General features: G+C 70.9%; 20 protein-coding genes and 1 pseudogene. 14 read left to right on the top strand and 7 right to left on the bottom strand.

The genetic code is table 11. From position 1 onward, the window contains the following. The first annotated feature begins 7 nt into the window (after positions 1–7). Positions 8–1,279, top strand: a complete 1,272-nt coding sequence (locus AB0B98_RS00170; RefSeq protein WP_357359455.1) for an MFS transporter — start codon at positions 8–10, stop codon at positions 1,277–1,279. Between the two features lie 137 nt (positions 1,280–1,416). Here AB0B98_RS00170 and AB0B98_RS00165 read toward each other — a convergent pair whose 3' ends face one another. Beyond that, the gene (locus tag AB0B98_RS00165; RefSeq protein ID WP_357359453.1) at positions 1,417–1,902 is read right to left on the bottom strand and encodes a GNAT family N-acetyltransferase; all 486 of its coding nucleotides are present in this window, start codon (positions 1,900–1,902) and stop codon (positions 1,417–1,419) included. A 133-nt stretch (positions 1,903–2,035) separates the two neighbouring features. On the opposite strand from AB0B98_RS00165, the gene AB0B98_RS00160 reads away from it, so the two are divergent. After that, positions 2,036–2,698, top strand: coding sequence for a fasciclin domain-containing protein (locus AB0B98_RS00160; protein ID WP_357359451.1), 663 nt, complete (start codon positions 2,036–2,038; stop codon positions 2,696–2,698). Between the two features lie 52 nt (positions 2,699–2,750). Here AB0B98_RS00160 and AB0B98_RS00155 read toward each other — a convergent pair whose 3' ends face one another. Both AB0B98_RS00155 and AB0B98_RS00150 read right to left on the bottom strand, forming a co-directional pair. Beyond that, positions 2,751–3,770 (bottom strand): aminoglycoside phosphotransferase family protein, encoded by a 1,020-nt coding sequence (locus AB0B98_RS00155; protein ID WP_357359449.1) that lies wholly within the window; start codon positions 3,768–3,770, stop codon positions 2,751–2,753. After that, positions 3,767–4,840 carry a LacI family DNA-binding transcriptional regulator gene (locus AB0B98_RS00150; RefSeq protein ID WP_357359447.1) on the bottom strand — a complete coding sequence of 358 codons (1,074 nt, stop codon included), beginning with the start codon at positions 4,838–4,840 and terminating at the stop codon, positions 3,767–3,769. Before AB0B98_RS00150 ends, AB0B98_RS00155 begins: the two co-directional genes overlap by 4 nt. Before the next feature lie 93 nt (positions 4,841–4,933). On the opposite strand from AB0B98_RS00150, the gene AB0B98_RS00145 reads away from it, so the two are divergent. From AB0B98_RS00145 to AB0B98_RS00105, 9 genes are all read left to right on the top strand, one after another. Further along, complete coding sequence (locus tag AB0B98_RS00145) at positions 4,934–5,278, top strand: cupin domain-containing protein (RefSeq protein ID WP_091398731.1); 345 nt, start codon at positions 4,934–4,936, stop codon at positions 5,276–5,278. Further along, positions 5,271–5,987, top strand: coding sequence for a cupin domain-containing protein (locus AB0B98_RS00140; protein ID WP_357359444.1), 717 nt, complete (start codon positions 5,271–5,273; stop codon positions 5,985–5,987). Before AB0B98_RS00145 ends, AB0B98_RS00140 begins: the two co-directional genes overlap by 8 nt. A gap of 169 nt (positions 5,988–6,156) precedes the next feature. After that, positions 6,157–7,125, top strand: a complete 969-nt coding sequence (locus AB0B98_RS00135; RefSeq protein WP_357359442.1) for an ABC transporter permease — start codon at positions 6,157–6,159, stop codon at positions 7,123–7,125. 23 nt (positions 7,126–7,148) lie between these two features. Then, entirely contained in the window at positions 7,149–8,153 is a 1,005-nt protein-coding gene (locus AB0B98_RS00130; protein WP_357359440.1) for an ABC transporter substrate-binding protein, read from the top strand. A gap of 4 nt (positions 8,154–8,157) precedes the next feature. Further along, complete coding sequence (locus AB0B98_RS00125) at positions 8,158–8,952, top strand: ABC transporter ATP-binding protein (RefSeq protein ID WP_357359438.1); 795 nt, start codon at positions 8,158–8,160, stop codon at positions 8,950–8,952. Positions 8,953–8,990: 38 nt separating this feature from the next. Then, entirely contained in the window at positions 8,991–10,142 is a 1,152-nt protein-coding gene (locus AB0B98_RS00120) for a Gfo/Idh/MocA family oxidoreductase (RefSeq protein WP_357359436.1), read from the top strand. Further along, entirely contained in the window at positions 10,139–11,290 is a 1,152-nt protein-coding gene (locus AB0B98_RS00115; protein ID WP_357359434.1) for a dihydrodipicolinate synthase family protein, read from the top strand. Before AB0B98_RS00120 ends, AB0B98_RS00115 begins: the two co-directional genes overlap by 4 nt. Then, the gene (locus AB0B98_RS00110; protein ID WP_357359432.1) at positions 11,287–12,090 is read left to right on the top strand and encodes a sugar phosphate isomerase/epimerase family protein; all 804 of its coding nucleotides are present in this window, start codon (positions 11,287–11,289) and stop codon (positions 12,088–12,090) included. Before AB0B98_RS00115 ends, AB0B98_RS00110 begins: the two co-directional genes overlap by 4 nt. Then, positions 12,083–13,264, top strand: a complete 1,182-nt coding sequence (locus AB0B98_RS00105) for a hypothetical protein (protein WP_357359430.1) — start codon at positions 12,083–12,085, stop codon at positions 13,262–13,264. Before AB0B98_RS00110 ends, AB0B98_RS00105 begins: the two co-directional genes overlap by 8 nt. Here the strand turns inward: AB0B98_RS00105 and AB0B98_RS00100 are convergent. Both AB0B98_RS00100 and AB0B98_RS00095 read right to left on the bottom strand, forming a co-directional pair. Then, a complete protein-coding gene (locus AB0B98_RS00100; protein WP_357359428.1) occupies positions 13,261–13,785 on the bottom strand; it encodes a hypothetical protein in 525 nt (174 codons plus the stop codon). The genes AB0B98_RS00105 and AB0B98_RS00100 overlap by 4 nt on opposite strands. Continuing rightward, positions 13,772–14,209, bottom strand: coding sequence for a helix-turn-helix domain-containing protein (locus AB0B98_RS00095; RefSeq protein ID WP_357359426.1), 438 nt, complete (start codon positions 14,207–14,209; stop codon positions 13,772–13,774). Before AB0B98_RS00095 ends, AB0B98_RS00100 begins: the two co-directional genes overlap by 14 nt. Positions 14,210–14,290: 81 nt before the next feature. On the opposite strand from AB0B98_RS00095, the pseudogene AB0B98_RS00090 reads away from it, so the two are divergent. Together AB0B98_RS00090 and AB0B98_RS00085 are read left to right on the top strand one after the other, a co-directional pair. Continuing rightward, a pseudogene (locus AB0B98_RS00090) lies at positions 14,291–14,542 on the top strand (GNAT family N-acetyltransferase); the annotation flags it as partial. A 239-nt stretch (positions 14,543–14,781) separates the two neighbouring features. After that, positions 14,782–17,853, top strand: coding sequence for a S8 family serine peptidase (locus tag AB0B98_RS00085; protein ID WP_357359424.1), 3,072 nt, complete (start codon positions 14,782–14,784; stop codon positions 17,851–17,853). A 463-nt stretch (positions 17,854–18,316) separates the two neighbouring features. Here AB0B98_RS00085 and AB0B98_RS00080 read toward each other — a convergent pair whose 3' ends face one another. Next, entirely contained in the window at positions 18,317–18,961 is a 645-nt protein-coding gene (locus AB0B98_RS00080; protein WP_357359422.1) for an alpha/beta hydrolase, read from the bottom strand. A 198-nt stretch (positions 18,962–19,159) separates the two neighbouring features. Here AB0B98_RS00080 and AB0B98_RS00075 point away from each other — a divergent pair, with 198 nt between their 5' ends. Beyond that, positions 19,160–19,624 carry a nuclear transport factor 2 family protein gene (locus AB0B98_RS00075; RefSeq protein WP_357359420.1) on the top strand — a complete coding sequence of 155 codons (465 nt, stop codon included), beginning with the start codon at positions 19,160–19,162 and terminating at the stop codon, positions 19,622–19,624. Between the two features lie 67 nt (positions 19,625–19,691). On the opposite strand, the gene AB0B98_RS00070 is transcribed toward AB0B98_RS00075, so the two are convergent. Then, entirely contained in the window at positions 19,692–23,153 is a 3,462-nt protein-coding gene (locus tag AB0B98_RS00070; protein ID WP_357359417.1) for a ThuA domain-containing protein, read from the bottom strand. Positions 23,154–23,301: the final 148 nt, after the last annotated feature.

The raw sequence follows: 23,301 nt of genomic DNA, 5'->3' as shown, positions 1-23,301 counted from the left end.
TGGCGCGATGAGCCGATCTGCCACCAACGGTCGGGCTCCGCTCTGGAGGGACCGGACCTTCGGCACGTACTGGGTCGCGCAGTCGCTCTCGGCGGCGGGTGACTCGTTCGCCTACCTGGCGGTGCCGCTGCTGGTGCTCCAGGCGACCGGGTCGGTGGCGCAGATGGGCCTGCTCACCGCCGTCGCGGGCACGGCGTCAGTCGTCGCCGGGATCTTCGGTGGGGTGCTCGTCGACCGGTACGACCGCCGCACCCTGATGATCGTGGCGGACCTGACCCGGCTGGTGCTCTACGCGGTGGTGCCACTGGCGTGGCTCGCCGGCCCGCAGGTCTGGCTGCTCTTCGTCGTGCTGCCGATCTGCGAGGCAGCCGGCATGCTGTTCCAGGTCGCCGCGGTGACCGCGGTCCGTAACCTCGTCGACTCCGATCGGATCACCGAGGCCAACGGCCGGTTGCAGGCGACGTACGCGGCGGCTGCCGTCCTCGGGCCGCTGCTCGCCGGTGTGGTGGCGGCCCGCTTCGGCCCGGCGACCGCCATCGCCGTCAACGCGGCGAGCTTCGCGCTCTCGGCTGCCGGCCTGTGGTTGATCCGACTGCGCCCGGTTCAGGTGGACGAGGGGGTGGTCCGGCAACGCCCGATGGCTGAGTTCCTTGCCGGGGCGCGGTTCCTCTGGCGGCAGCCCGTGCTGCGCGCGCTGACAGTCCTGTTGTCGGTCTTCATCTTCCTCACCTACGGCTTCGTCGACGTGCTGATCTACCACGTCACGCACGACCTCGGCGGCTCGGAGGGCACCGTCGGCACGGTGCTCGGCCTGGCGGCGTTGGGCACTGTCGCCGGTGCGCTGCTGGTGGCCCCGTTGCGCCGCCGTCGCGGCTTCGGCGCCACCTGGATCGGCGCGCACGCGATCTGCGGTTTCGCCGTGGCGGGGGTCGGCATCGCCAGCACCGTGCCGGCGGTCACCACGCTGACCGCTGTGTACCTGTGTTGTCTCAGCGTCGGCGGGATCTGTTCGATGTCCCTGCGGCAGGAGATCACCCCCGATCACCTGCTGGGCCGGGTGACGTCGGCGTTCTGGAGCACGCACTACGCCCTCGGTCCGGCCGGCGCTGTCGTGCTGACCTGGGCCGCCGGGCGGTACGGGACTCCGACGGTCACGCTGGCGGCGGGCGCGGGATGCCTGCTGGTCGCTGTCGGCGGCCTCTTCACCCCGATCCGCCGTGCCGGTGCGGAGCCGGTCGCCGGGCAGCCCGGACTGCGCCCAGCGCCGGCCGGCGGCTGAGCCCTCCCAGGTCGATCATGGACTTATGGTGGGCGCCTTGTAAACGCATGCCCCTTATGCACACCACCACAAGTCCATGATCGACGCGGGCGGGCGGGCGGGCGCGGGCGCGGCGCGGGCGGGCGCGGGGGTTGTTTTTAGAACTCCTGGTACATCACGTGCAGGCCGACCCGGCCGAGGGTGGGGTGACGGAAGGCGCCCGGCACGGTGCCGACCACCTCGAAGCCCTCCCGCTGGTACAACCGCACCGCCGACCCGTTGCTCTCGGCCACGGCGTTGAACTGCATGCCGGCGTACCCCTGCCGGCGGGCCCAGGTCAGGGCGTCGCGGCACAGCGCGGCGCCCACGCCCCGGCCCCGCGCGTCGGCGGCGACCATGAAGCTGGCGGTGGACACGTGCGCGCCCGGCCCGGGCCTGTTGGTGCCCATCTTCGCGGTGCCGAGCACCCGCTCGCCGTCGACCGCGACGACGGTCCGCGCCGGCGCCGCCTCGACCCACATGCCGTACGACTGCTCGGCGGTCATCGCCGGGTCGTAGACGAAGGTCTCCTGTGACCGGATCACCTCTTCGATGATCGGCCACACCTGCGACCAGTCCTGGTCGACGAACTCCCGAATCAGCACCCGGGGAGGTTAAGCCCCGGACGAGTCCCGGACAACGCGATATCGCGGGGTGCATCCGCGCGGCGTCCCCGGTGCGAAGCATGGGTCGTGACGAGACGTCACGGATCCGGTCGCTTCGACGAAAGGCCCGCTGATGAAGATCGCACGAATCGCCGCCCGGATGGCGGCGGGCGCCGTGGCCACCGCGCTGGCCACCACCGCGGTCGCCGTACCGGCCGCCCAGGCCACCAGCAAGCCCAAGCCGCTCGGTACGACGTCACTCGCCCAGGTGCTCACCAGGGACAAGAGCGGCTTCGACAGCAACTCGCGTGACTTCGACGTCCTGACGGCGGCGGTGCTGGCCGTGCTGGAGGCCAAGCCGAACTCGCCGGTCAAGGTGCTCACCGACGGCACCGTGGCGCTGACCGCGTTCATCCCCACCGACGCCGCCTTCCAGCAGTTGGTCCGCGAGATCACGCAGGCCCGGAAGCTGCCGAGTGAGAGCGCCACCTTCACCGCCGTGGCCGGGCTGGGCATCGACACCGTCGAGTCGGTGCTGCTCTACCACGTGGTCCCGGGCGCCACCATCGACCGCAAGACGGCGGTCCGGGCCGACGGCACGGACCTGACCACAGCGCTCGGCTCGTCCGTCGAGGTCGACGTACGCACCTACCTGTACTTCTTCCGCCAGGTGCGGCTGGTCGACGCCGACACCAACGACCGCGACGCCCGGGTCGTCTCCTACGACGTCAACAAGGGCAACCGGCAGATCGCGCACGCCGTGGACCGGGTGCTGCGCCCGATCGACCTGCCCTGACCGAGGGCGGGTGGCGTTCGACCACACGGTGGACGCCACCCGCGCCGGGCCGTCAGCCCGAGGCGAGCGCGGCGAGCTCCTCGTCGAGCAGGGCCGCCAGTCGGGCGTACCGCCCGGGATGGCTGTGCGCGGTCATCGCGCGGCTGGGCATCTCCACAGTCATCAGCAGGTAGAGGTGCAACCGGTAGAGGCCGAGCCGGCGGCGTGCCGAAGCGTTCAGCACCAACGGTTCGGGTGTGCTGGCCTGGTAGCCGCGCAGCACTGGGTGCTCCGGCTCGTCCTCGACACGTCGGAAGAGCAGCGGCGAGACCAGATCCAGCAGTGGGTCGCCGTAGAGGAACCGCTCGCCGTCCACCAGGCCGCGCAGCCGTAACCGGCCGTCGCCGTCGGGTGCCGCCAGCAGGTTGCCGTCCCAGCAGTCGAAGTGCAGCAGCGCCGGTCGACGCACCTCGTCGAGCACGTCGGCGTGCCGCCCCACCAGCGCGCGCAGATATTCCGAGGTCACCGGCAGTTGGACGTCCCAGTCGACCGCGTCGGCCAGGAGCTCGTCGAGCATCGACGTGAACGCCGCCCGCCAGGTCGGCCCGGAGGCCCGGTCGTCGTCGTACCCGAAACGCTCGCCGGTGATCTGGTGCACCGCGGCGAGAGCCACCCCGAGGTCGTAGCGCGCCGGGCCGTCGTCGACCACGACACCGGCCTCGGCCAGGTCGGCCAGCGACCGGCCGGGCAGCATCGCGGTGAACAACCACTCGCCGTACGCCGGGTCGGCGCCGCGCCGGAGCACCGGGGGGACGGGCACCTGCGGCGCCCGCTGCGCGACGAGCCGAAAATACCGCTCCTCGGCGGCGCAGAGCCCGCGCTCGTAGCGCAGCAGCGGCGTTCCGGCCGCCGGGGCCAGCTTCAGCACCACCCGACGGTCGTCGTCGAGCAGCACCCACCAGACAGTCGCGTACCCGCCGCCGGCCAGCGGACCGGCGTCCCGGACCCGGGTGTGTGGCCCGAACGACGCACCGACCAGGTACGCCACGTCGGCGCGCGTGAGGGGCCGCTGGGTCGGGCTGACAGTGGTCACGACGTGCTGTCACCTCGCCGTGCGCGGGGCGCGGAACCCGCCGTGGCGCGTGTGGATCGGGGAACGGGACCGGCGGTGTCGCGGCGGACCAGCTCGGCGGGGAGCACCTCGACCCGGGGAGTCGGTGCTCCGACCCCGAGCACCAGGGACATCGCCCGCACTCCCATGTCGACCAGGGGCAGTCGCACTGTGGTCAACGCCGGTGTCACGTCCCGGGCGATCGGCATGTCGTCGAAACCCAGCACCGAGATCTGCTGCGGCACTGCCAACCCACGTGCGCGCAGGGTGGCGAGCGCGCCGATGGCCATCGAGTCGTTGAGCGCCACGATCGCGGTCAGTTCCGGGTCGGCGTCGAGCAGTCGGGCGGTGGCCTCCGCGCCACCGTCGCGGTCGAACTCCGCGTACCGGATGCGCGATTCGGGAAGCTCGCGGCCCTGCTCGGTGAGGGCCTGCCGGAGGCCGGCGAGCCGGTCGGTGGTGGTGGTCAGGATGCGCGGGCCGGCGACCACGCCGATCGCCCGGTGCCCCAGACCGCACAGCTCCCGCCCGGCGAGGTAGCCGCCGGTCCGGTTGTCCGGCATCACCGCGTCGCCGGAGTGCTCGTGTCGGCCGATCACCGCCACCCGCCCGCCGGTGGCCTCGTACGCGGCGAGCTTCTCGTTGAGTTGCCGGGTGAACGCCTCGTCGTGGTAGCCCGAGCCGGCCAGGATGAGCGCCGCCACCTGGTGGCCGCGCAGCAGCTCCACGTATTCCAACTCGCGGTCCGGGTCCCGGTAGCTGTTGCAGATCATCAGCAGCCGGCCCTGGTCGGTGGCGACCCGTTGCAGCCCTCGGGTGATCTCGGCGAAGTACGGGTCGGAGACGTCGTGCACGATCACGCCGACAGCGCTGCGGTGCGAGCGGGCCAGCAGTTGGGCGTGCGCGTTCGGCACGTACTGCAACTCGGCGACGGCGGCGAGCACCCGTTCGCGCAGCTCGTCGGTGACCGGCTTGCTGCTGCCGTTGATGACGCGGGAGGCGGTGGCGGGCGAGACGCCCGCTCGGCGGGCCACATCGGACAGGGTCGCCATGGCCCACCCCCTCGATCTGTTGACGACGTTTCGTCGCTCCGGCTAGCGTCACCGTACCGCAGAGAAAGCCCTTTCCCGCAGGGAGGCCCGGCCGTGTCCGATCGCTTCGCGGTACTTCAACTCGACGACCTGCCCGCCCGGCGCTGCTCGTGTGGAACCACCCGCCGCGGTTTCATCGCGGAGAGCGAGGGCCAGGCCAGCGTGCATCTGCTCCAGGTGCAGGACGCGGTGACCCACCACCACCGGATCGCCACCGAGTACTACGTCGTGCTCGCCGGTGAGGGCGAGATCGAGCTGGACGGCGTCCGTCACCCCGCTCGGCCGATGTCCGCTTTTCTGATCAAGCCGGGCTGCCGGCACCGGGCCATCGGCGATCTGACAGTGCTGCTGGTGTCCCTGCCGGCGGCTGACGACACCGACGAGTACTTCGATGCGTGATCGGCCGGCACCGCTGCCCGGCGGGGTCGGGGTGTCCCGGCTGCGCGTCTACGACACGGTGGCCCCGGACGGCCTGGTCGGCGGCACCCCGCACGTGCACCTGTGCTGCACCGAGGGGTACGTGGTGACCGACGGCGAGGGCGTAGTGCAGACCCTGACCATGGCCGGCTGTCGGGAGACGCCGCTGCGGCCGGGGGTGGTGGTCTGGTTCGAGCCGGGCACGGTGCATCGCCTGGTCAACGGGGGCGGGCTGAGCATCGTGGTGCTGATGCAGAACAGCGGCCTGCCCGAGGCGGGCGACGCGGTGCTGACCTTCCCATCCGAGGTGTTGGCCGACCCGGCCGCGTACGCCGCGGCGGCGGCGTTGCCCGACGGGGGAGCGCCGGGCGCGGACGTGCGCGCCGCGTACCGCCGTCGGGATCTGGCGGTGACCGGCTTCCAGGCGCTGCGCTCCGGTGGTCCGGCGGCGCTGGCCGCGTTCCACGCCCACGCGATCGCCCTTCGCCAGCCGTTGCTGACGCGGTGGCGGCAGCGGTGGGAGGCCGGCGCGGGACGCGCCGCCGCCGACACCGCCGCGCAGCTCGACGCCCTGGAGCGGGGGGAGCCCGGGTACCTGGGCGACGCCGGCGTGTACGCGGTGAACGAGCCGCTCGAGCGGGGCCGGTTGGGTATGTGCGGCCTCCTCGACATCTATCCGGCGGTCGGCTGACAGTCCCTTCGGGACTGCTGTCGGGCGGCTGCCAGGCATCGGTGGAAACAGATCGAGGAAAGGCCTTGCCCGGCGTGAGGGGGCCGCCTACGCTCCAGGAAAGCGTTTGCCTGATCCGTCGACCGGCCCCGCTGAATGGGCGTCGTGCCGGGCCCCGAGGAGGTTCCGCGTGACCGAGAACTCTTTGGACACGGCGGGCCGGCAGGCCGCCGCCGACCAGGCCGGTGGTGCGCGAGCAACCACTGCCGGGCCCGGCGGTGTCGGTGCGGACGGCCTCGACGGCACACCTTCGTCCACTGTGGTGAAGCCGCCGACCGGCGGCGGGCGTCCGCCACGTCCGACGCTCGGTCGACGGGCGGTGACCTTCGCCGACTCGCTCTGGCGCCCGGCGTTGGTGCTCGCGGTCTTCTTCGCCGCCTGGTGGTTCGTGGCGGCCCGCGAGTACGTCCCGAACTACCTGGTGCCCACCCCGGGCCAGGTCTGGGAGACGATGACCACCCAGTGGTCCGAGCTGGCCCGGCACACAGTGGTGACCCTCTACGAGACGGTGCTGGGCTTCGTGCTGGCCGCCGCGTTGGGTCTGGTCACAGCTGTCGCCATCGCCTACTCCCGCACCCTGGACAAGGCGCTCTACCCGATCGTCCTGTTCGCACAGGTCATCCCGAAGATCGCCATCGCGCCACTGCTGGTGGTCTGGTTCGGCCTCGGCCTCACCCCGAAGATCATCCTGGCCGTGCTCATCGCGTTCTTCCCGGTGGTCATCTCCGGCGTGGCCGGGCTGCGCTCCACCGACCCGGAGCTGCTCGACCTCGCCGCCACGATGGGCGCCGGGCCGTGGCGCACCTTCCGCAAGATCCGCTTCCCGAACGCGTTGCCGCACCTGATGGCCGGCCTGAAGGTGGCCGTCACCCTCGCCGTGGTCGGTGCCGTGGTCGGTGAGTTCGTCGGCGCCAGCGAAGGGCTCGGCTACGTCCTGTTGCTGGCAAACGGCAACCTCGACGCCCCACTGCTGTTCGCCGACCTGATCCTGATGTCGGCCATCGGCATCGTCCTGTTCGTCCTGGTCGAGATCGCCGAGGCACTGCTCATTCCGTGGCACGCCAGCCGCCGGGCCGGCGTGTCCCTCACCACCTCCTGACCGACCCCATCACGGAGGCACCGATGAAACGCACCGCCACCACCATCCTGGCCACCGCCGCCCTGCTCCTCGCCGCCACCGGCTGCGGCGGGGACGATCCCGCCGGCAGCACCAACGCCGACGGCAGCAAGCAGGTCACCCTCACCCTCAACTGGGTGCCCTACGGCGAGCACGCGCCCTTCTACTACGGCCTGCAGAAGGGCTACTACTCCGCCGAGGGCATCGACCTGAAGATCCTGCCCGGCAACGGCTCGGGCAACACCGTCAAGCAGGTCGCCCAGAAGCAGACCGACTTCGGGTGGGCGGACAGCCCGGTGCTGCTGAAGTCGGTGGCCAGCGGCATGCCGGTGCGCAGCCTCGGCGCGTACCTGGAGAAGGGACCCTCCTCTGTGGAGTTCTTCACGGAGGAGAACATCAAGACCCCGGCCGACCTCAAGGGCAAGACCGTCGGCGGCACCCCCGGCGACGCCCTCTACGCGACCTTCCCGGCCTGGCTGGAGAAGAACGGCCTCAAGAAGGACGACGTCAAGGTGGTCAACGTCGACGCCGCCGGCAAGATCGCCGCCCTGGCCGAGGGCAAGGTCGACGCCATCATGGGCTTCTTCCACGACCAGGCGCCCACCATCGAGAGCAAGACCGGCAAGAAGGTCGACGTGCTGCTCTTCGCCGACTACGGAATGAACCTGCTCGGCACCGGCCTGATCGCCAACACCCAGACCCTGCAGAAGGACCCGGAGCTGGTCCGCAAGTTCGTCCGGGCCACCCAGAAGTCCTGGGCCGACGCCGCCCGGGACCCGGCCGGCGCGGTGAGCGCGATGACGGCCCTGGCCGAGAACGAGCCGGCGCCCGAGGTGCTCACCAAGCAGCTCACGCTCAACATGCCACTGATCGGCGCGGACGGCCCGCCCGGGGTGAACACCGAGGCCCAGTGGACCGAGACCATCGACCTGATGTCCCGCTACGCCGAGCTGAAGGACCCGGGAGCGCCCAACGCGTACTGGGACTCCTCCTACGCGGCGCAGGGGTGACCCGGTGACCGCCGCGCCGGCACCCACCGGCACCGCCATCGGGATGTCCGGGCTGACAGTCCGGTTCACCACCCGACGGTCGCAGACCACAGCGTTGGACGACGTGTCGCTGGACATCGAGCCGGGCGAGTTCGTCACGATCGTCGGCCCGTCCGGCTGCGGCAAGTCCACCCTCCTGAAGATCGTCGCGGGGCTGGTCAAGCCGACCAGCGGTGACGTGTCGCTGCTGGAGCGCCCGGTGCGCGGCCCGCAGAAGGAGATCGGCTTCGTCTTCCAGAAGGCGGCCCTGCTGGAGTGGCGCGGTGCCCGAGCCAACATCCTGCTCCAGGCCGAGATGCGCGGCATGGACCGGGCGCAGGCGGCCCGCCGCGCCGACGAGCTGATCGAGATGACCGGCCTGACCGGCTTCGAGAAGGCGTTGCCACACGAGCTGTCCGGCGGCATGCAGCAACGGGTGGCGCTCTGCCGCGCGCTGCTGCACTCACCGCCGGTGCTGCTGATGGACGAACCGTTCGGCGCCCTGGACGCGCTGACCCGCGAGCAGATGAACGCCGAACTGCACCGGATCTGGCGGGAGACCGGGACCACCGTGGTGCTGGTCACCCACTCCATCGCCGAGGCGGTCTTCCTCGGCACCCGGGTCGTGGTGATGAGTCCCCGGCCCGGCCGGATCATCCGCACCTTCCCGGTCGAGCTGCCGGCGCACCGCGACTACGCGCAGGTGATGTCGGATCCCCGCTTCGACCGGCTCGCCACCGACCTGCGTGGGTTGCTCGGCAGCGCGGCCGCCAACCACTGAGCGCGGATCGGCACGACCAGCACGACGGAAGGAACACCATGACCCGCAGGTCGATCGGCATCATCGTCAACGGCGTGACCGGACGGATGGGCTACCGGCAGCACCTCGTCCGGTCGCTGCTGGCCATCCGCGAATCCGGTGGTGTGGCGTTGGCCGACGGCACCACCATCTGGCCGGAACCAGTCCTGGTCGGGCGCAACGAGACGAAGCTCCGGGAGCTCGCCGAGCGGCACGGGCTGACCGACTGGACCACCGACCTGACCTCGGCGCTGGCCCGCGACGACGTCGAGATCTACTTCGACGCGCAGGTCACCCAGCAACGGGAGAAGGCGATCCGGCAGGCTATCGAGGCCGGCAAGCACATCTACACGGAGAAGCCCCTCGCCGAGGACACCGCGGCGGCCCTCGACCTGGCCCGGGCAGCGGACGCGGCCGGCGTCCGCACCGGTGTCGTGCAGGACAAGCTCTTCCTGCCCGGTCTGCGCAAACTCAAGCGCCTCATCGACGGCGGCTTCTTCGGCCGGATCCTCTCGGTGCGCGGTGAGTTCGGCTACTGGGTCTTCGAGGGCGACTGGCAGCCCGCTCAGCGCCCGTCGTGGAACTACCGGACCGAGGACGGCGGCGGCATCGTGGTCGACATGTTCCCGCACTGGCACTACGTGCTGGAGGAGCTGTTCGGCCGGGTCACCGCCGTGTCCTGCGTGACCGCCACCCACGTGCCCGAACGGGTCGACGAGGCGGGTCGCCCGTATGCCGCCACCGCCGACGACGCCGCGTACGCCACCTTCGAACTCGACGGCGGCGTGATCGCGCAGATCAACTCCTCCTGGGCGGTGCGGGTGTACCGCGACGAGCTGGTGGAGTTCCAGGTCGACGGCACGGAGGGCAGCGCGATCGCCGGCCTGCGCAACTGCCGGGTGCAGCACCGGGCCCTCACCCCGAAGCCGGTGTGGAACCCGGACCTGCCGGCCACCGAGGACTTCCGCGCCCAGTGGGCCGAGGTGCCCGACAACGAGGAGTTCGACAACGGCTTCAAGGTGCAGTGGGAGGCGTACCTGCGGCACGTGGTGGCCGGCGAGCCGTTCCGGTGGGACTTCCTGGCCGGCGCGCGCGGCGTGCAGCTCGCCGAGCTGGGGCTGCGCTCCGCCCGCGAGGGCGGTCGCATCGAGGTGCCGGAGCTGCGCTCATGAGCGCCGAGGTGGTGCTGCCCGGTGGACGGCGGCACCGGTTCGCCGGGGGTGGCGGCTTCGCCCACCCGGCCGCGCCGGCGACCAGCCGGATCGCGTACGCCGCCGCGCACGTGGTCGCCGATCCGGGCGCGGAGAACGTGCCGGGTGCCCCGGCTGCGGTGGACTGGGACACCACCCTCGCCTTCCGTCGGCATCTCTGGTCGTACGGGCTGGGGGTCGCCGAGGCCATGGACACCGCCCAGCGGGGGATGGGGCTGGACTATCCGGCCACCCGGGAGCTGATCCGGCGCAGCGCCGCCGAGGCCCGCGCGGTCGACGGGCGGATCGTCGCCGGGGTCGGCACCGACCAACTGCCGGTCGGCCCGGCCACCCTGGCGGCGGTCACCGCCGCGTACGCCGAGCAGCTCGACGACGTCCGCGCCGCCGGAGCCCGGCCGGTGTTGATGTGCAGCCGGCACCTGGCCGCCGCCGCGCGCGGCCCGGAGGACTACCTGCGGGTGTACGACGAGCTGCTGGGCGTCGCCGACGAACCGGTGGTGCTGCACTGGCTGGGTCCGATGTTCGACCCGGCGCTGACCGGCTACTGGGGTGCTGTCGACCTGGACCTGGCCGCCGACACGGTGATCGAGCTGATCAAGGCGCACCAGTCCACTGTGGATGGCATCAAGGTGTCGCTGTTGGACGCCGACCGGGAGATCGCTCTGCGCCGTCGCCTGCCGGCCGGGGTACGCCTCTACACCGGTGACGACTTCCACTACCCGGAGCTGATCCGGGGTGACGAGGTGGGTCACTCCGACGCGCTGCTCGGGGTGTTCGCCGCCATCGCGCCGGCCGCCGCCGCGGCGCTGGCCGCCCTGGACCGGGGGGACCTGACGGCGTACGACGAGATCTTCGGGCCCACCGTGCCGCTGGCCCGGCACCTGTTCGCGGCGCCGACCTGGCACTACAAGACGGGGATCGTGTTCCTGGCCTGGCTGGCCGGGCACCAGGACCATTTCACGATGGTCGGTGGCGCGCAGTCCGGCCGGTCACCGGCACACCTGGCCACGCTGCTCACCCTGGCCGACGCGGCAGGGCTGCTGCCCGACGCCGACCTGGCCGCCGCCCGCGCCCGAGCCTTCTTCACGGTGGCGGGGGTGGAGCAGTGAGCCTCGCGCGGTTCTCGTTCAACCAGGCGACCGCCCAGCGCTGGCCGTTGCCCGATGTGGTGGCCGGGTGCGTTGCGGCCGGTGTACCGGGCGTCGGCCTGTGGCGGGAACCGGTGGCCGAGTACGGGTTGGCCCGCTCGGCGAAGCTGGTCCGCGACGCCGGCCTCGCCGTCACGTCGCTGTGCCGGGGCGGGTTCTTCTCCACGAACGATTGGCGCGCGGAGAACCTGCTGGCCATCGAGGAGGCGGCTGCCCTCGGCGCCCCGGAGTTGGTCCTGGTCTCCGGTGGGCTGCCGGCCGGCAGCCGGGACATCGACGGCGCGCGGCGTCACGTCGCCGACGCGATCGGCGAGCTTGCCCCGCACGCCGAGGCCGCCGGGGTACGGCTGGCCATCGAGCCGCTGCACCCGATGTTCGCCGCCGACCGGTGTGTGATCGCCACCCTGGGCCAGGCGCTGGACATCGCCGAGCGCTTCGACCCGGCGGTGGTCGGCGTGGTCGTCGACGCGTACCACATCTGGTGGGACGACACGGTGTACGCGCAGATCGCGCGGGCCGCCGCCCGGATCGCCGCGTTCCAGGTCTGCGACTGGGTGACCCCGCTGCCGGAGGGGGTGCTGCTCGGCCGGGCGTTGCCCGGTGACGGCTGCATCGAGCTGCGTCGGCTGCGCGAGGCGGTGGACGCGGCCGGCTACGTCGGCCCGATCGAGGTGGAGGTCTTCTCCGCCGAGGTGTGGGCGCGTCCGGGCGCGGAGGTGCTCGACGCGGCGATCGCCGGCTACCTGCGCCACGTTGCCTGACAGCCCGGAACGGCGGTGGCCGGCGGCGGTCGGCGCCTGGCTGGGCATCGGCACCGCACCCGCCACACTGGTGCTCGGCGCGGCGATGGCCGCCCGACACGGCGGCGCGGTGCCGGTGGCCGGGCTGCTGGTCGGCGGGGCGCTGATGGGGGCCCTGCTCTGGGGGCAGGGTCGGATCGGGCTGCGCCGACCGCTCGGCGACGGCGGGACGTTGACAGCGGTGCTGCCCGCGTACCTGGGGGACACCTCGCGGTTGCTGCTGGCGGCGGTGCTGGCCGTGTCGATGGTCGGTTGGAACGGGTTCAACGTCGGGCTTGGCGGGGCCTCGCTGGCCGCGCTGACCCACCTGCCGGGCTGGACCGGGCCGGTGCTGCTGGAGGTGGCCGTCCTCGCCGTCTCCTGGGCGCCGGCCCGGCTCGGCAACCGGGTCGCTGTGGTCACCACGCTCAGCGCGGTGGTGCTGGTCGGCTGGTGCCTGACGGTGCTTCCACCACCCGGCGCGCCGGTCCGCCTCGCCGGCGGCGGGCTCGCCGACGCCGCCGCGCTGATCGGGTACGCGGCCGTGTTCGCGTTGCGCGCACCGGACTTCAGCGTGGGCCTTTCCCGAAGGCGGGACCTGGCCTGGTGCGTGGGGCTGCTGATCGGGCCGGCGTTGCTCGGGGTGCTCGCCGGGGCCGGCCTGTGGCTGCGGACCGGCTCGGCCGACGTGGTCGCGCTGCTCGCCACCGGCACGGGGCTGGCCGCGTACGCGAATCTGTTCGTCGCGGTGGCGGTCTTCGCGGCGGCGTTGACCACCACGTACTCCGGTTCCCTGGCGTTGCGTGGCCTGGCTCCCCGCCTGCCGGCGCGGGCGGCGATGCTGCTCGTCGCGGTGCTCGGCGGGATGCTGGCGGTGGCGCGGTTCGACCGTCTGGTGCTGCCCTGGCTGACTCTGCTGGCCGCCGCGTTGCCGGTGCTGGTGGTGCCGATGGCGGTGGAAGCGGCGGCCCGTCGGCGCGGTCGTGTCCCGCGTACCGTGCCCGCCTGGTGCTGGATGCCGCCGGCGCTGCTCGCGGTCGCCTGCACGCTCGCCGGGGTGGGTGTCGCCCCGCTGCTCGGGCTGGCCCTGGCCGCGGCGTGCACTGTGCTGTGGCGCCGACGAGGAGGCGCGGGCCAGTTGGTTGCTGGCGGCTAGCGGGTGGCGTGCGGGCCGTGGTCGCTGACCTGGGCATCGAACCAGTGGTGCAGGGCATCGCGGAGCCCCGCGTCGTCAGTGGCGTAGGTGGCGCGTGCGCCGTCGGGAACGGCTTCGTACCTGATGGTGATCCGCCCGCCGTGTGCCCGAAGCGCTGCCAGACCGGGCATCTCGGTGCCGTGGATGAGGGCCGGGTCGGTGAAGTCACCGCGCCGGAACCGCTCGACCTCGGCGCTCAGATGCTGTTGGACAAGGGTGATCTGGGCGGTGTCCCGGGAGTCGTCCGCGACCACCGTCTGCACGCCGCCGGTGTCGGTCCTGGTGAAGCGGTGTGTGGTGCGCTCCAGGTCGAACGGCATTACCGAAGCGCCTAACTTGGCGACGTCGGCCTGTCGATCCGAGGTGGTCGCTGTCGGTGTCGTCGGTGTGGAGTCGTCGGCGCAGCCGCTGCTGAGCGCGGCGACAGCGAGGGCCGCCAGGAGCAGAGTTCGATGGGGACGAGGGTGGTCAGAACGGTTCACCGGTGGCCTCCGCGAGGGTCTGGAGCGCACGCACCACTGCCGCACGCTGGTCGTCGGGAACGCGATCGAGCAGGGCGGTGAGCCGGGCCCGACGGGCGTCGGCCTGTCGGGTGGCGGCCGTGGTGCCTGCGGCAGTCAGCAGGAGCAGGACGCCGCGCCCGTCACCCTCGGCTGTCTCCCGGTGCACCCAGCCCCGGTTGACCAGGTTGGTGACCAGGCGGCTGACGCTGCTCTTCTCCAGACGCAGCCGGCGAGCCAACTCCACCTGCCGGAGCTGCCCCTCCCGAGCGATTTCCACCATGGCGTGCGCCTCGGACACCGGCAACGGCTGCCCGCAGGGAGTCCGGTCGGGCTGATGGAGGCCGAAGTTGCGGACGAACCGCATCAGTGCCTCCTGCGCCGCGTCGAGCTCACCAGCCTGCATGGTTCGACGGTACAACCAGATGGTTCGGCCGTGCAACCATTGTGGAGAGAACTCACATCGGAGCCCAGCGGGAGACACGGCATGACACCGGAGAGCGACAGTTACGTGGTTCGGCCCGGCCGGGCCAGCGACGCCGTAGAACCAGCCCGCCTGCACGCCTCGGTTCAGCTCCAGGCGGTGACCGGCGGCCAGCCACACCCCGGGATCGCTGCCTGGGTGGAAGACCTGCTGGACGGCCACCCCTCCGTCGTGCCCGACGACTTCCTGGTTGCCGAGGATCCGGCCACCGGCCGCCCGGTGCCAAGTCTGGTGGGGCCGCGGCAGCACTGGAGTCCCTCGGCCATGTGGTCATCGTCCTCCGGACGCCACGACGTCGAGGTTCGCCGTTTTCGATCAAGGTATTGACGGCACGCTACCTACCGCGCGTACGGTGATCTTGCCAGTACCGGCCTTCCGTAACACCGCGCAAATCCTCGGTTAACCGTCGTGGACTTGGGTGGGGGAGCGCTCCCACTGGCGGAGTCGCGATCAATGAAACACCGCTCCACAAGGGAGCAACCGAAAGGAGCCTCGTGGCTACAGGCACGAGCGGAAACAGACTGCGAAGACTGGCGATACCTACGCTGGTCGTCGCCCTGATCACCGGTACCACCGGTGTGGCGGGAACGGCGTTGGCGGCACCCTCGGGGTCGCCGGGTAACGGCAGTGGCGCCGGCTACTTCACCGCCGGGTCAGACCGGAAGGTCACCCTGACCGACGGGGCCGACCGTCGACCCGGCGGCAACAGTGCGGGCACGCCGAAGGCAGCCGTCGACGAGACCGGCTCCGGCATGTACGTCGTCGAACTGGCCGAAGACCCGTTGACCACGTACACCGGTGGGGTGTCCGGTCTGACCCGGACCCGCCCGGCGGCGGGTAACCGGCTGGACGTGACGTCGACGCCGTCGCAGGCGTACCGCCGGCACCTCGACACGCAGCGGGGCGCGGTCGCCGCCGCGGCCGGGATCACTGTCAACGCCGTCTACACCACCGCCTTCAACGGGTTCTCGGCGAAGCTGACCGCCCAGCAGGTGAGCACGTTGCGGGCGGACAAGCGCGTTCGCGCCGTCACCGCCTCGCGGGCCCTCGGCACCCCCTCGGCGCCGCCCACCGCTACCGAGGCGACCGCCGCCAACCCGACGCCCGCCACCGCCAGTGACGCGGAGCGGTCGACGCCCACGGACCGCTCCGGCCGGCCGGCCAAGCCCGGCCCCGGCACCGGCGCGGGCATGGTGATCGGCGTCCTGGACACCGGCATCTGGCCGGAGAGCGCGTCGTTCGCCAAGAAGATGCCCGCTCCCGCGAACTGGCACGGCACCTGCCAGACCGGTGTGGCCTTCGTGGCCGAGCACTGCAACGGCAAGATCGTCGGTGCCCGGTACTTCGCCGACTCGTGGCTCGCCGGCGGCGGCTCGGTGCCCGAGGGTGAGTTCCTGTCCCCCCGCGACGCATCCGGGCACGGCACCCACACCGCCTCCACGGCGGCCGGTCTGCCGATCCCGGACGTCACGATCGACGGTCGCCGCTTCGGTCCTGTCTCCGGGGTGGCACCGGACGCCCAGATCGCCGTCTACAAGGTGCTCTGGGGTGGCATGGGCTACGACGCCGACATCATCGCCGGCATCGACGCGGCCGTCGCCGACGGCGTGCAGGTGCTCAACTTCTCGATCGGCTCGCAGCTCGGCGACTGGGAGGCCAACACCCCCATCGGCATCGCCTTCCTCAACGCCACCCTGTCCGGGGTGTTCGTGGCGGCGTCGGCCGGCAACACCGGCATCGTGAGTGGAGCCATCAGCAACGCGGCGCCCTGGGTGACCACTGTCGGCGCGGCGGTGACCAAGCTCGACGAGGCCACCGCCAAGCTGGGCGACGGCACGAAGCTGGTCGGCGGCTCGTTGGACGCTCTGCCCGGCGGTGGCGCACTGCCGCTGGTCTTCGGTGAACGGGCCGGCTCGCCGGATCTGGGCGCTGTCTACTGCGAGCCTGGCAGCCTCGACCCCGCCAAGATCAAGGGCAAGGTGGTCGCCTGCGCGCTGTCCGACATGTTCGGCTCCGCCGCCGAGATCAAGGCCAAGGGCGGGGCGGCGATGATGGTGTTCGACCCGGTCGGCAACTACCGGATCAACTCCATCTTCAACTTCCCGGTGGTCTACCTGCCGACCGAGAAGCAGGCCGGCACGCTGTTCAACTACCTGATGCGCCACCCCACCGACGCCACCGTCTCGCTGCGCACCGGTGGTGACGGCTCCAGCGTCCCGGGAATACCGAGCGTGGCGGACTTCTCCTCCACCGGCCCGGACAAGGTGACCCTCGGCGTCTTCAAGCCGGACCTTGTCGCGCCCGGGTCGAACATCATCGCCGCTGTCTCACCGGTGGGCAACTTCGGGCGACAGTACGACGCGTACTCCGGCACCTCGATGGCCTCGCCGTACGTGGCCGGGGCCGCGGCGGTCCTGCGCGCCGCGCACCCGGACTGGTCGCCCGGCGCGGTCGCCTCCGCGCTGCGCACCACAGCCACCGACACCATCGGCACCAGCAGCCCCCTGGAGCAGGGCAGCGGCTTCATCAATCTGCCCCGGGCCACCGACCCGGGACTGGTCATCGAGCCCACGGCCGCCGAGCTGATCGAGTTCGGCGAGACGACCGAACCCGACGGCAAGGCACTCAACCTGCCGGCCATCTCGTTGCGCGAGTACGACGGGACCCGGCCGGTGACCATCACCCGCACCCTGACCAATGTGGGCAAGGCGCGCGAGACCTACCGTTCGTCGGTGTCCGGCCTGCCCGGCATGAAGGTCACCGTGTCGCCGGCATCGGTGACCCTGGCGCCCGGAAAGTCCGCGACGGTCACCATCACGCTGCGTCGGGGCAGCGCGCCCTGGGACCGGTACGTGACCGGGTCGATCACCTGGCAGGGTAAGGCGCACAGCGCCCGGATCCCGGTCGCCGCCCGTCCGTGGGGCATCTCGGCCCGGCCGTACGCGGACGACGGGGAGGAGTTCGCCCGGATGAGCAACGGCGCCTTCGGCATGGTCCAGCCGGGCTTCACCGGCCCGCTCACCGGTCGCAGCACCGGTTACACCCCGATGCGGCGCACGTCGTACTCGATGCCGGCCGGCGTCTACGGGGGCGTGTTCGACCCGAGCGCCACCGGAGTGAAGAAGGTCGACTTCACGGTGCCGGCGAACACCGCCGGCATCGTCGTCGAGGCCAACACCGCTGATCCGAACACGAACCTCGATCTGTACCTGTACAAGGGCGACACCCTCGTCTACAGCAGTGACAGGTACTGGACCAGCGCCGAGCAGGCGTACAAGTTCCTGCCCGAGCCGGGGCGCTACACCGCGTACGTGTTCGCACAGTACCCCGGTGGTCCCGTCGTCGACTTCGAGCTGGGCCACGCCATCATCGGTCGCAACGCCACGTATTCGGGTGCCACCCTCACCTTGCCCTCCACCTCGGAGCGCGGTCAGGGCTTCAACTTCACGCTGAAGCCGAACAAGCCGCTGGCCGAGGGCGACTTCTGGGCGTACACCGAATACCGCACCAACGGCACTGTGGTCCCCGGCAACCTCGTCTACACCCAACAGAGTTCCTGGCAGTAACCGTTCAACCGAACTGTGGGGCGGTGCCGAGCGCGCCGTCCCACAGTTCGCCGCGATCTCCGCGCCGGGACCGCTGCTCGCGCCGGTGACCGGAGCGCGCTTGCCAGCAAACTGCAGATCCATGATCTTCCCCCGTCACGTGGGAAACGCCGCGCCGGTGCTCGGCGCGCTCCACCCGCGTCGCACGGTAGATCTTGGACAGTTTCCGTTACGTGAGAACGGAAACTGTCCAAGATCTACGTTGCAGGCTTCGATCAGCGGGCCGACGACCCTAACGTCGTCCGGTGCGTGACGGCGCTGTTGTCGCCGCGCCGTCCCCGGCAACAGTCGCAGCTCGCGTGCCCCGGTGCTGCAGGACGGTCTGGCCAACCGAGTCGACCGGCTGAACGAGCAACCAACGGTCGTGGACCCACGCCCGAAGGCGCGCGTCTGCGAGGGCCCACCAGCCCGCTGAGGTCACGCCTCAGGGCAGCGGGTACGCGGTGAGACGGTCGGCGAGTTGCTTCGGGTGGCTGAGCGGAACCGTGTGGCCGCCGTCGATCTCGTCCGGGACGACGCCGAGTCGGTCGGCGGCAACCCGGCGCTGGAAGTCCGCCGGGAAGAACCGGTCCTCGCGTGCGAGGAGCACCGTCGTCGGCACGTCCGGCCAGGCGTCCAGGGGCCACGGCTCGTCGCCCTCCGCGCTGACCTGGGCCCGGTTGTGTGCCGCTGCCTCCGCGATGATCTCGGCCGGGACACCGTTGTAGAACTGCTGCTCCTCACTGAGCCCTTCGGCGCTGCGGTAACCGGTGTTGGCCCACCAGTCACCGGGCCGCTCACCGGGCATGGGGATCATCGGTGTGAGCAGGACGAGCAGCCGCACCGGCAGCTTGTCGGCAATGAGCGGCGCGGTGAACGCACCGTACGAGTGCCCGACGACCACGAGGTCGCTCCGATCGCCGATCGCGTCGACGACGGTCCGGCAGAACTCGGCGAACCCCGCGGAGCTGTCCTCGATCGGCAGTTCCGGTACCACCACGTCGTGGCCCCGGCTGGTCAGCTCGGGGACAAGGAGATGCCAGTCCCAGGCGCTGCCCCCACCGCCGTGGATCAGAACGAAAGTCGCCATGCCTCGTAGCCTCACACACAGGTCCGACACGCGCCCTCCGTCGGTGACGATGCAATGGATACGGGCGAGGAAAGCGCTTCGGGACAGTCAGATCGAGGCTGAGGTCAGTAGGGTGCCGTCGTTGGGGAACCAGCCACCTCCGGAGGTAGGTCTCGGCGTGGCTCAGGTGACATCTACCGATCGCGAAGGAAGCCCGGCATGAGCAGCCCACGTGAAACTTTCCTCCGACTGGTGAACGGTGTCTGCGACGGTCCGTACGACGACCTGGCCGACCTGTACGCCGAACAGACCCATGTCACGCATCCGTTCCACCCGCTCAACCCGCCGCCGCTGCGGAGCCGCAACGAGCTGCACGAGCACTTCACCTCGCCGCCTCCGGTCGCCCGGTCGCTGGTCCGTAAGCCGGTCGACGTGACAGTTCATGAGACTGTGGACCCGGAGGTGATTGTCGCCGAGTTCGCCTATCAGGGGCGGGTTGCCGAGACTGGCGAGGCGTTCACGGTGCCCTGCGTCTTCGTGATGCGTATCCGCGACGGGCTCATCATCGAGTCCAGGGATTACATCGACCCCATCGCCAGCGCGCGGGCCTGGGGTCAACTCGACAGTCTCCTGACCGCACTGCGTCCGCAAGACGCACCCATCGAGGGCGTGACCGGACCTTGATTCGCGCCCGACCCTCCGCTTGGTGGCACCGGCGGGCGGGACGCTCCCGCCCGCCGGCGACCGGGGGTCAGGTGACAGTGATGGTCAGGTTGAGCGAGCGGGTCTCCCCGCTGGTGTAGGTGACAGTCACCCGGGCGGTGAAGGTCCCCTTGCGGGGATAGGCATGGGTGGTCGACCGCAGCGTCGCCCCGTGTGTGATGGCGCTGTTGTCGCCGAAGTCCCACGCGTAGTCGGTGATGCTCTGCCCGGACGGCGCCGTCGCCGTGGCGGTGAGCGTGGTGGTCAGCGGCGCGGCGCCGCCGGTCGGGCTGGCGCCCAGGGACAACGTCCCGCCCGGCTCCTGTTTGACCCCGGCACCGTTGAACCGCAGCCAGTCCAGGGCCATCAGGTCCGGTGTGCCACCGACCTGGGCGGCGTTGACGAACTTCGCGTACAGGGTGGTCGTGCCGGTGGGCTTGTTGGTCAACGTGACGGTGGGGGAAACCAGGTTGTCCCATCCGCCGGTGGAGCCGATGGTGGCAGTGCCGATCAGCGTGCCGGTGGGCGAGCCGGTGCGCAGTTCGATGGTGCCGCCGAGCCCGCCGTTGGTCACCCCGAGCGTCACCGAGCCGACGTTGCGCAGGTCCGCCGGCCCGAACGCCACCCAGTCGTTGTGGTCGACCTCGCCGAGCCGCTTGCCGGCGCGGGCGGTGGCCCGGTCGTTGACAGTGACGCCGGACTGGGCGCTGAAGTGCTCGGCCTCCTTGCTCTTGGGCTGCAACTGGACGCGGGTCGAGCCGGTCAGTGCCGGTGCGCCGGCCGCGCCGCCGTCGGTGTACTGCGCGGTGACCAGCGTGTAGAGGTTCTGCCCCGGCCCGTGGCCGTCACCGGCGTCCGCCTCGGTGGCGAGCAGACCGGAGCAGCCGGTGTAGACGTCCAGCGGGTGGGCGTGCGAGTCGTGGCCCAGCTGCGTCTGCACTGTCACCTTGGCGCAGTCGATGCTGGTCTCCTCCGGGTCGGTGACCGTCACCGTGTACGGGATCTTGTCACCGAAGTCGAAGAACCCGCCGTCGGGAACGGTGATGGTCACCGTCGGTCGGGTGTTACCGACCACCACGTCGGTGATAGCGGTGGCGGTCAACCCGTTGCCGCTGTTGCGCACGGTCAGCCGGGCGGTGTGCTTCCCGGCCGTCGAGTAGGTGTGGCTCGGGTTGGCGGCGGTCGAGTCGGTGCTGCCGTCGTTTGTGAAGTCCCAGGCGTAGCTGAGCGTCGACCCGTCACCGGCGGACGACCCGGCCGAGGAGAACGTCACAGCGAGCGGCGTACGTCCGCTGTCCGGGGTGGCGGCGACCTTCGCGGTCGGTGGCCGCCCGTTGGCGACGTAGTCGATCCGGTAGATGCCCGCGCCGGCGTTGCTGCCGCCGCGACCGCTGCCGGTGCCTTCGCCGAAGTCGATGACGTAGAGCGAACCGTCAGGGCCGAACTCCGCCTCGAAGGGCTGGATCCAGCTCATGTTGTCGAAGATCGCGTTGATCGACTGGAGGTCACCCACCGCGGTCGGGCCGAAGCGCGCGTTGCTGAAGGTCTGCGCCGTCTTGTGGATCGACAGCGTCTTGAACCACCTGCGGGTCAGCTCATAGGTGATCCACTTGCCCTCGAAGTACTCGGGGAACTTCGTCGTGCGGGTGTTGGCCGGGTCGTAGTCGTAGACCGGGCCGCTCATCGGCCCGCCACCGCCGGTGCCCAGCTCGGGGAACTGGGTGGAGGCGGAGTACCCGTACCAGACCAGCGCGGACTTCGCCGCCGGCAGGTTGGTCAGGCCGGTGTTGTTTGGTGAGTTGTTCACCGGTGCGGCGCAGTTGAACTTCGCCCCCGAGGTGTTGGTGGCGAAGTTGTAGTCGTTGAACGGGATGTTGTTGCCCACGCAGTACGGCCATCCGAAGTTGCCGGCGCCGGTGATCCGGTTGAACTCGACAGTCCCCTCCGGACCACGGTTGGGGTCGGCGGCGCGGGCGTCCGGACCGTAGTCGGCCACCAGCACCGCGTTGGTCTGCGGTTCGATGGTGATCCGGAACGGGTTGCGCATGCCCATCGCGTAGATCTCCGGCCGGGTCCTCGCGGTGCCGGCCGGGAAGAGGTTGCCGCTGGGCACTGTGTACGTACCGTCGGATTGTGGGGTGATCCGCAGGATCTTGCCGCGCAGGTCGTTGGTGTTGCCGGCGGTGCCCTGGGCGTCCCAGGCGGCGCGGCCGGCGCGTTCGTCGACAGGGGTGTAGCCGCTGGAGGCGAACGGGTCGGTGTTGTCACCGATCGCGGCGTAGAGCCGTCCGGTGGCGTCCATGGCGAGCGACCCGCCCATGTGCGAGTTGGCCCGGCCCTCGCCCCGGTAGGTGGGGATGGCCAGCAGGCGTTTCTCCGAGGAGAGCGCGACGCTGTTGTTGGCGACGGTGAACCGGGACAGGTTGAGCTGTTTGAGGGTCTTGTCCGACCAGAGCAGGTAGATCCAGCCGTTGCTGGCGAAGTTGCGGTCCAGGGTCATCCCGAGCAGCCCGTCGGACTGGTCGGTCATCGCCGAGGTGTACGCGAAGTCGAGCAGCGTGGTGACCTGCAGGGTGTCGGAGTTGACCACCTTCAGTGCGCCGGTGCGTTGGATGTAGTAGACCTTCCGGTCCGGGCCGACGGCCAGTTCGAAGGGGTCGGCCAGGTTCTCGGTGACCAGCCCCACCCGTTCGAAGTTGCTGGTCCTGGTGGCCGAGCAGTCACCGGCGACCGCGCCGGCCGCCCACTCGATGCCGTAGCGCAGATGCTCCAGGAAGGTCGGGCTGCTGAACTGGGAACTGGCGTGCCCGCCGGCGGTGAACCAGGACCGCCCGCCGTCGTAACGCTGACACCAGGAGTACGCGTGGTCGACGCCCTCGTCCAGGCCGTTGATCCCGTCGCGGACCTTGATCTGGGCGAGGGTGTGCACGTTGCCGGTCGGGTTGGTCCGCCAGTTGTACCACTCCTCGCTCTGCTCCCAGAGCTCCGGCAGGTTACGCGTCGAGGGGTGCGCCCGGTCGAGCACCTTGACCCGGCCGGGGAAGGTGCCGCCGGTGGACGAGAAGTCGGGGTGGTAGTCGAAGATCGTGCCGACCAGGCCCTCGTACCATTGCCAGTCGCGTTCGCTGGCCGAGGCGGCGTGCAGACCGGCCCAGCCGCCGCCGTTGCGGATGAACGTCTGCAACGCGGCCCGCTGGCTGGTGTTGAGCAGGTCGCCCGAGGTCGGGAGGCTGTTGGTGTTGTTGAAGACCAGGGCGTCGAACGTGGCGAGGTTGGCGTCGGTGAACGCCGTCGCGTCGGTGGTGGCGACGACCTCGAAGTTGTGGGCGGTGCCGAGCTGCTGGATCGCGGCGATGCCGGCCGGGATCGAGTCGTGGTAGAAGTTGGTGATCTTGGAGAAGACCAGCACCCGGAAGCGCGGGGCGGCTTCGGCGGGCAGGGCGGTGGTGGTGCTCACCACTGTGGCGATGGCGAGCAGGATCAGGCAGAACGCACGGAGGTGTCGGGGCATGGGGGCGCTCCCTGTCGGACGGTGAGGGTCGGAAAGCGCTTTCTCGCTGCCCGCACCACGGTACTGACAGCCAGTGAAGACCGTCAATACCCCTCTGGTAAGCGGTTTCCCGCCTGGCGGCGTCCGCGTGTCGGTGGGCCCCGCAGGC

The sequence above is a fragment of the Micromonospora sp. NPDC048947 genome (genome assembly GCF_040649495.1).
Classification (GTDB): Bacteria; Actinomycetota; Actinomycetes; order Mycobacteriales; family Micromonosporaceae; genus Micromonospora; species Micromonospora alfalfae.
Note: the sequence above shows the minus strand (reverse complement) of the source record. Positions and strands in the feature narration are given on the sequence as shown.

What these genes read in the sequence shown, in the direction of transcription:
- AB0B98_RS00170 (WP_357359455.1), top strand. Translation starts at nt 8, where the DNA reads ATGAGCCGATCTGCCACCAACGGTCGGGCTCCGCTCTGGAGGGACCGG.
- AB0B98_RS00160 (WP_357359451.1), top strand. Translation starts at nt 2,036, where the DNA reads ATGAAGATCGCACGAATCGCCGCCCGGATGGCGGCGGGCGCCGTGGCC.
- AB0B98_RS00150 (WP_357359447.1), bottom strand. Translation starts at nt 4,840, where the DNA reads ATGGCGACCCTGTCCGATGTGGCCCGCCGAGCGGGCGTCTCGCCCGCC.
- AB0B98_RS00140 (WP_357359444.1), top strand. Translation starts at nt 5,271, where the DNA reads ATGCGTGATCGGCCGGCACCGCTGCCCGGCGGGGTCGGGGTGTCCCGG.
- AB0B98_RS00130 (WP_357359440.1), top strand. Translation starts at nt 7,149, where the DNA reads ATGAAACGCACCGCCACCACCATCCTGGCCACCGCCGCCCTGCTCCTC.
- AB0B98_RS00120 (WP_357359436.1), top strand. Translation starts at nt 8,991, where the DNA reads ATGACCCGCAGGTCGATCGGCATCATCGTCAACGGCGTGACCGGACGG.
- AB0B98_RS00115 (WP_357359434.1), top strand. Translation starts at nt 10,139, where the DNA reads ATGAGCGCCGAGGTGGTGCTGCCCGGTGGACGGCGGCACCGGTTCGCC.
- AB0B98_RS00095 (WP_357359426.1), bottom strand. Translation starts at nt 14,209, where the DNA reads ATGCAGGCTGGTGAGCTCGACGCGGCGCAGGAGGCACTGATGCGGTTC.
- AB0B98_RS00080 (WP_357359422.1), bottom strand. Translation starts at nt 18,961, where the DNA reads ATGGCGACTTTCGTTCTGATCCACGGCGGTGGGGGCAGCGCCTGGGAC.
- AB0B98_RS00075 (WP_357359420.1), top strand. Translation starts at nt 19,160, where the DNA reads ATGAGCAGCCCACGTGAAACTTTCCTCCGACTGGTGAACGGTGTCTGC.
- AB0B98_RS00070 (WP_357359417.1), bottom strand. Translation starts at nt 23,153, where the DNA reads ATGCCCCGACACCTCCGTGCGTTCTGCCTGATCCTGCTCGCCATCGCC.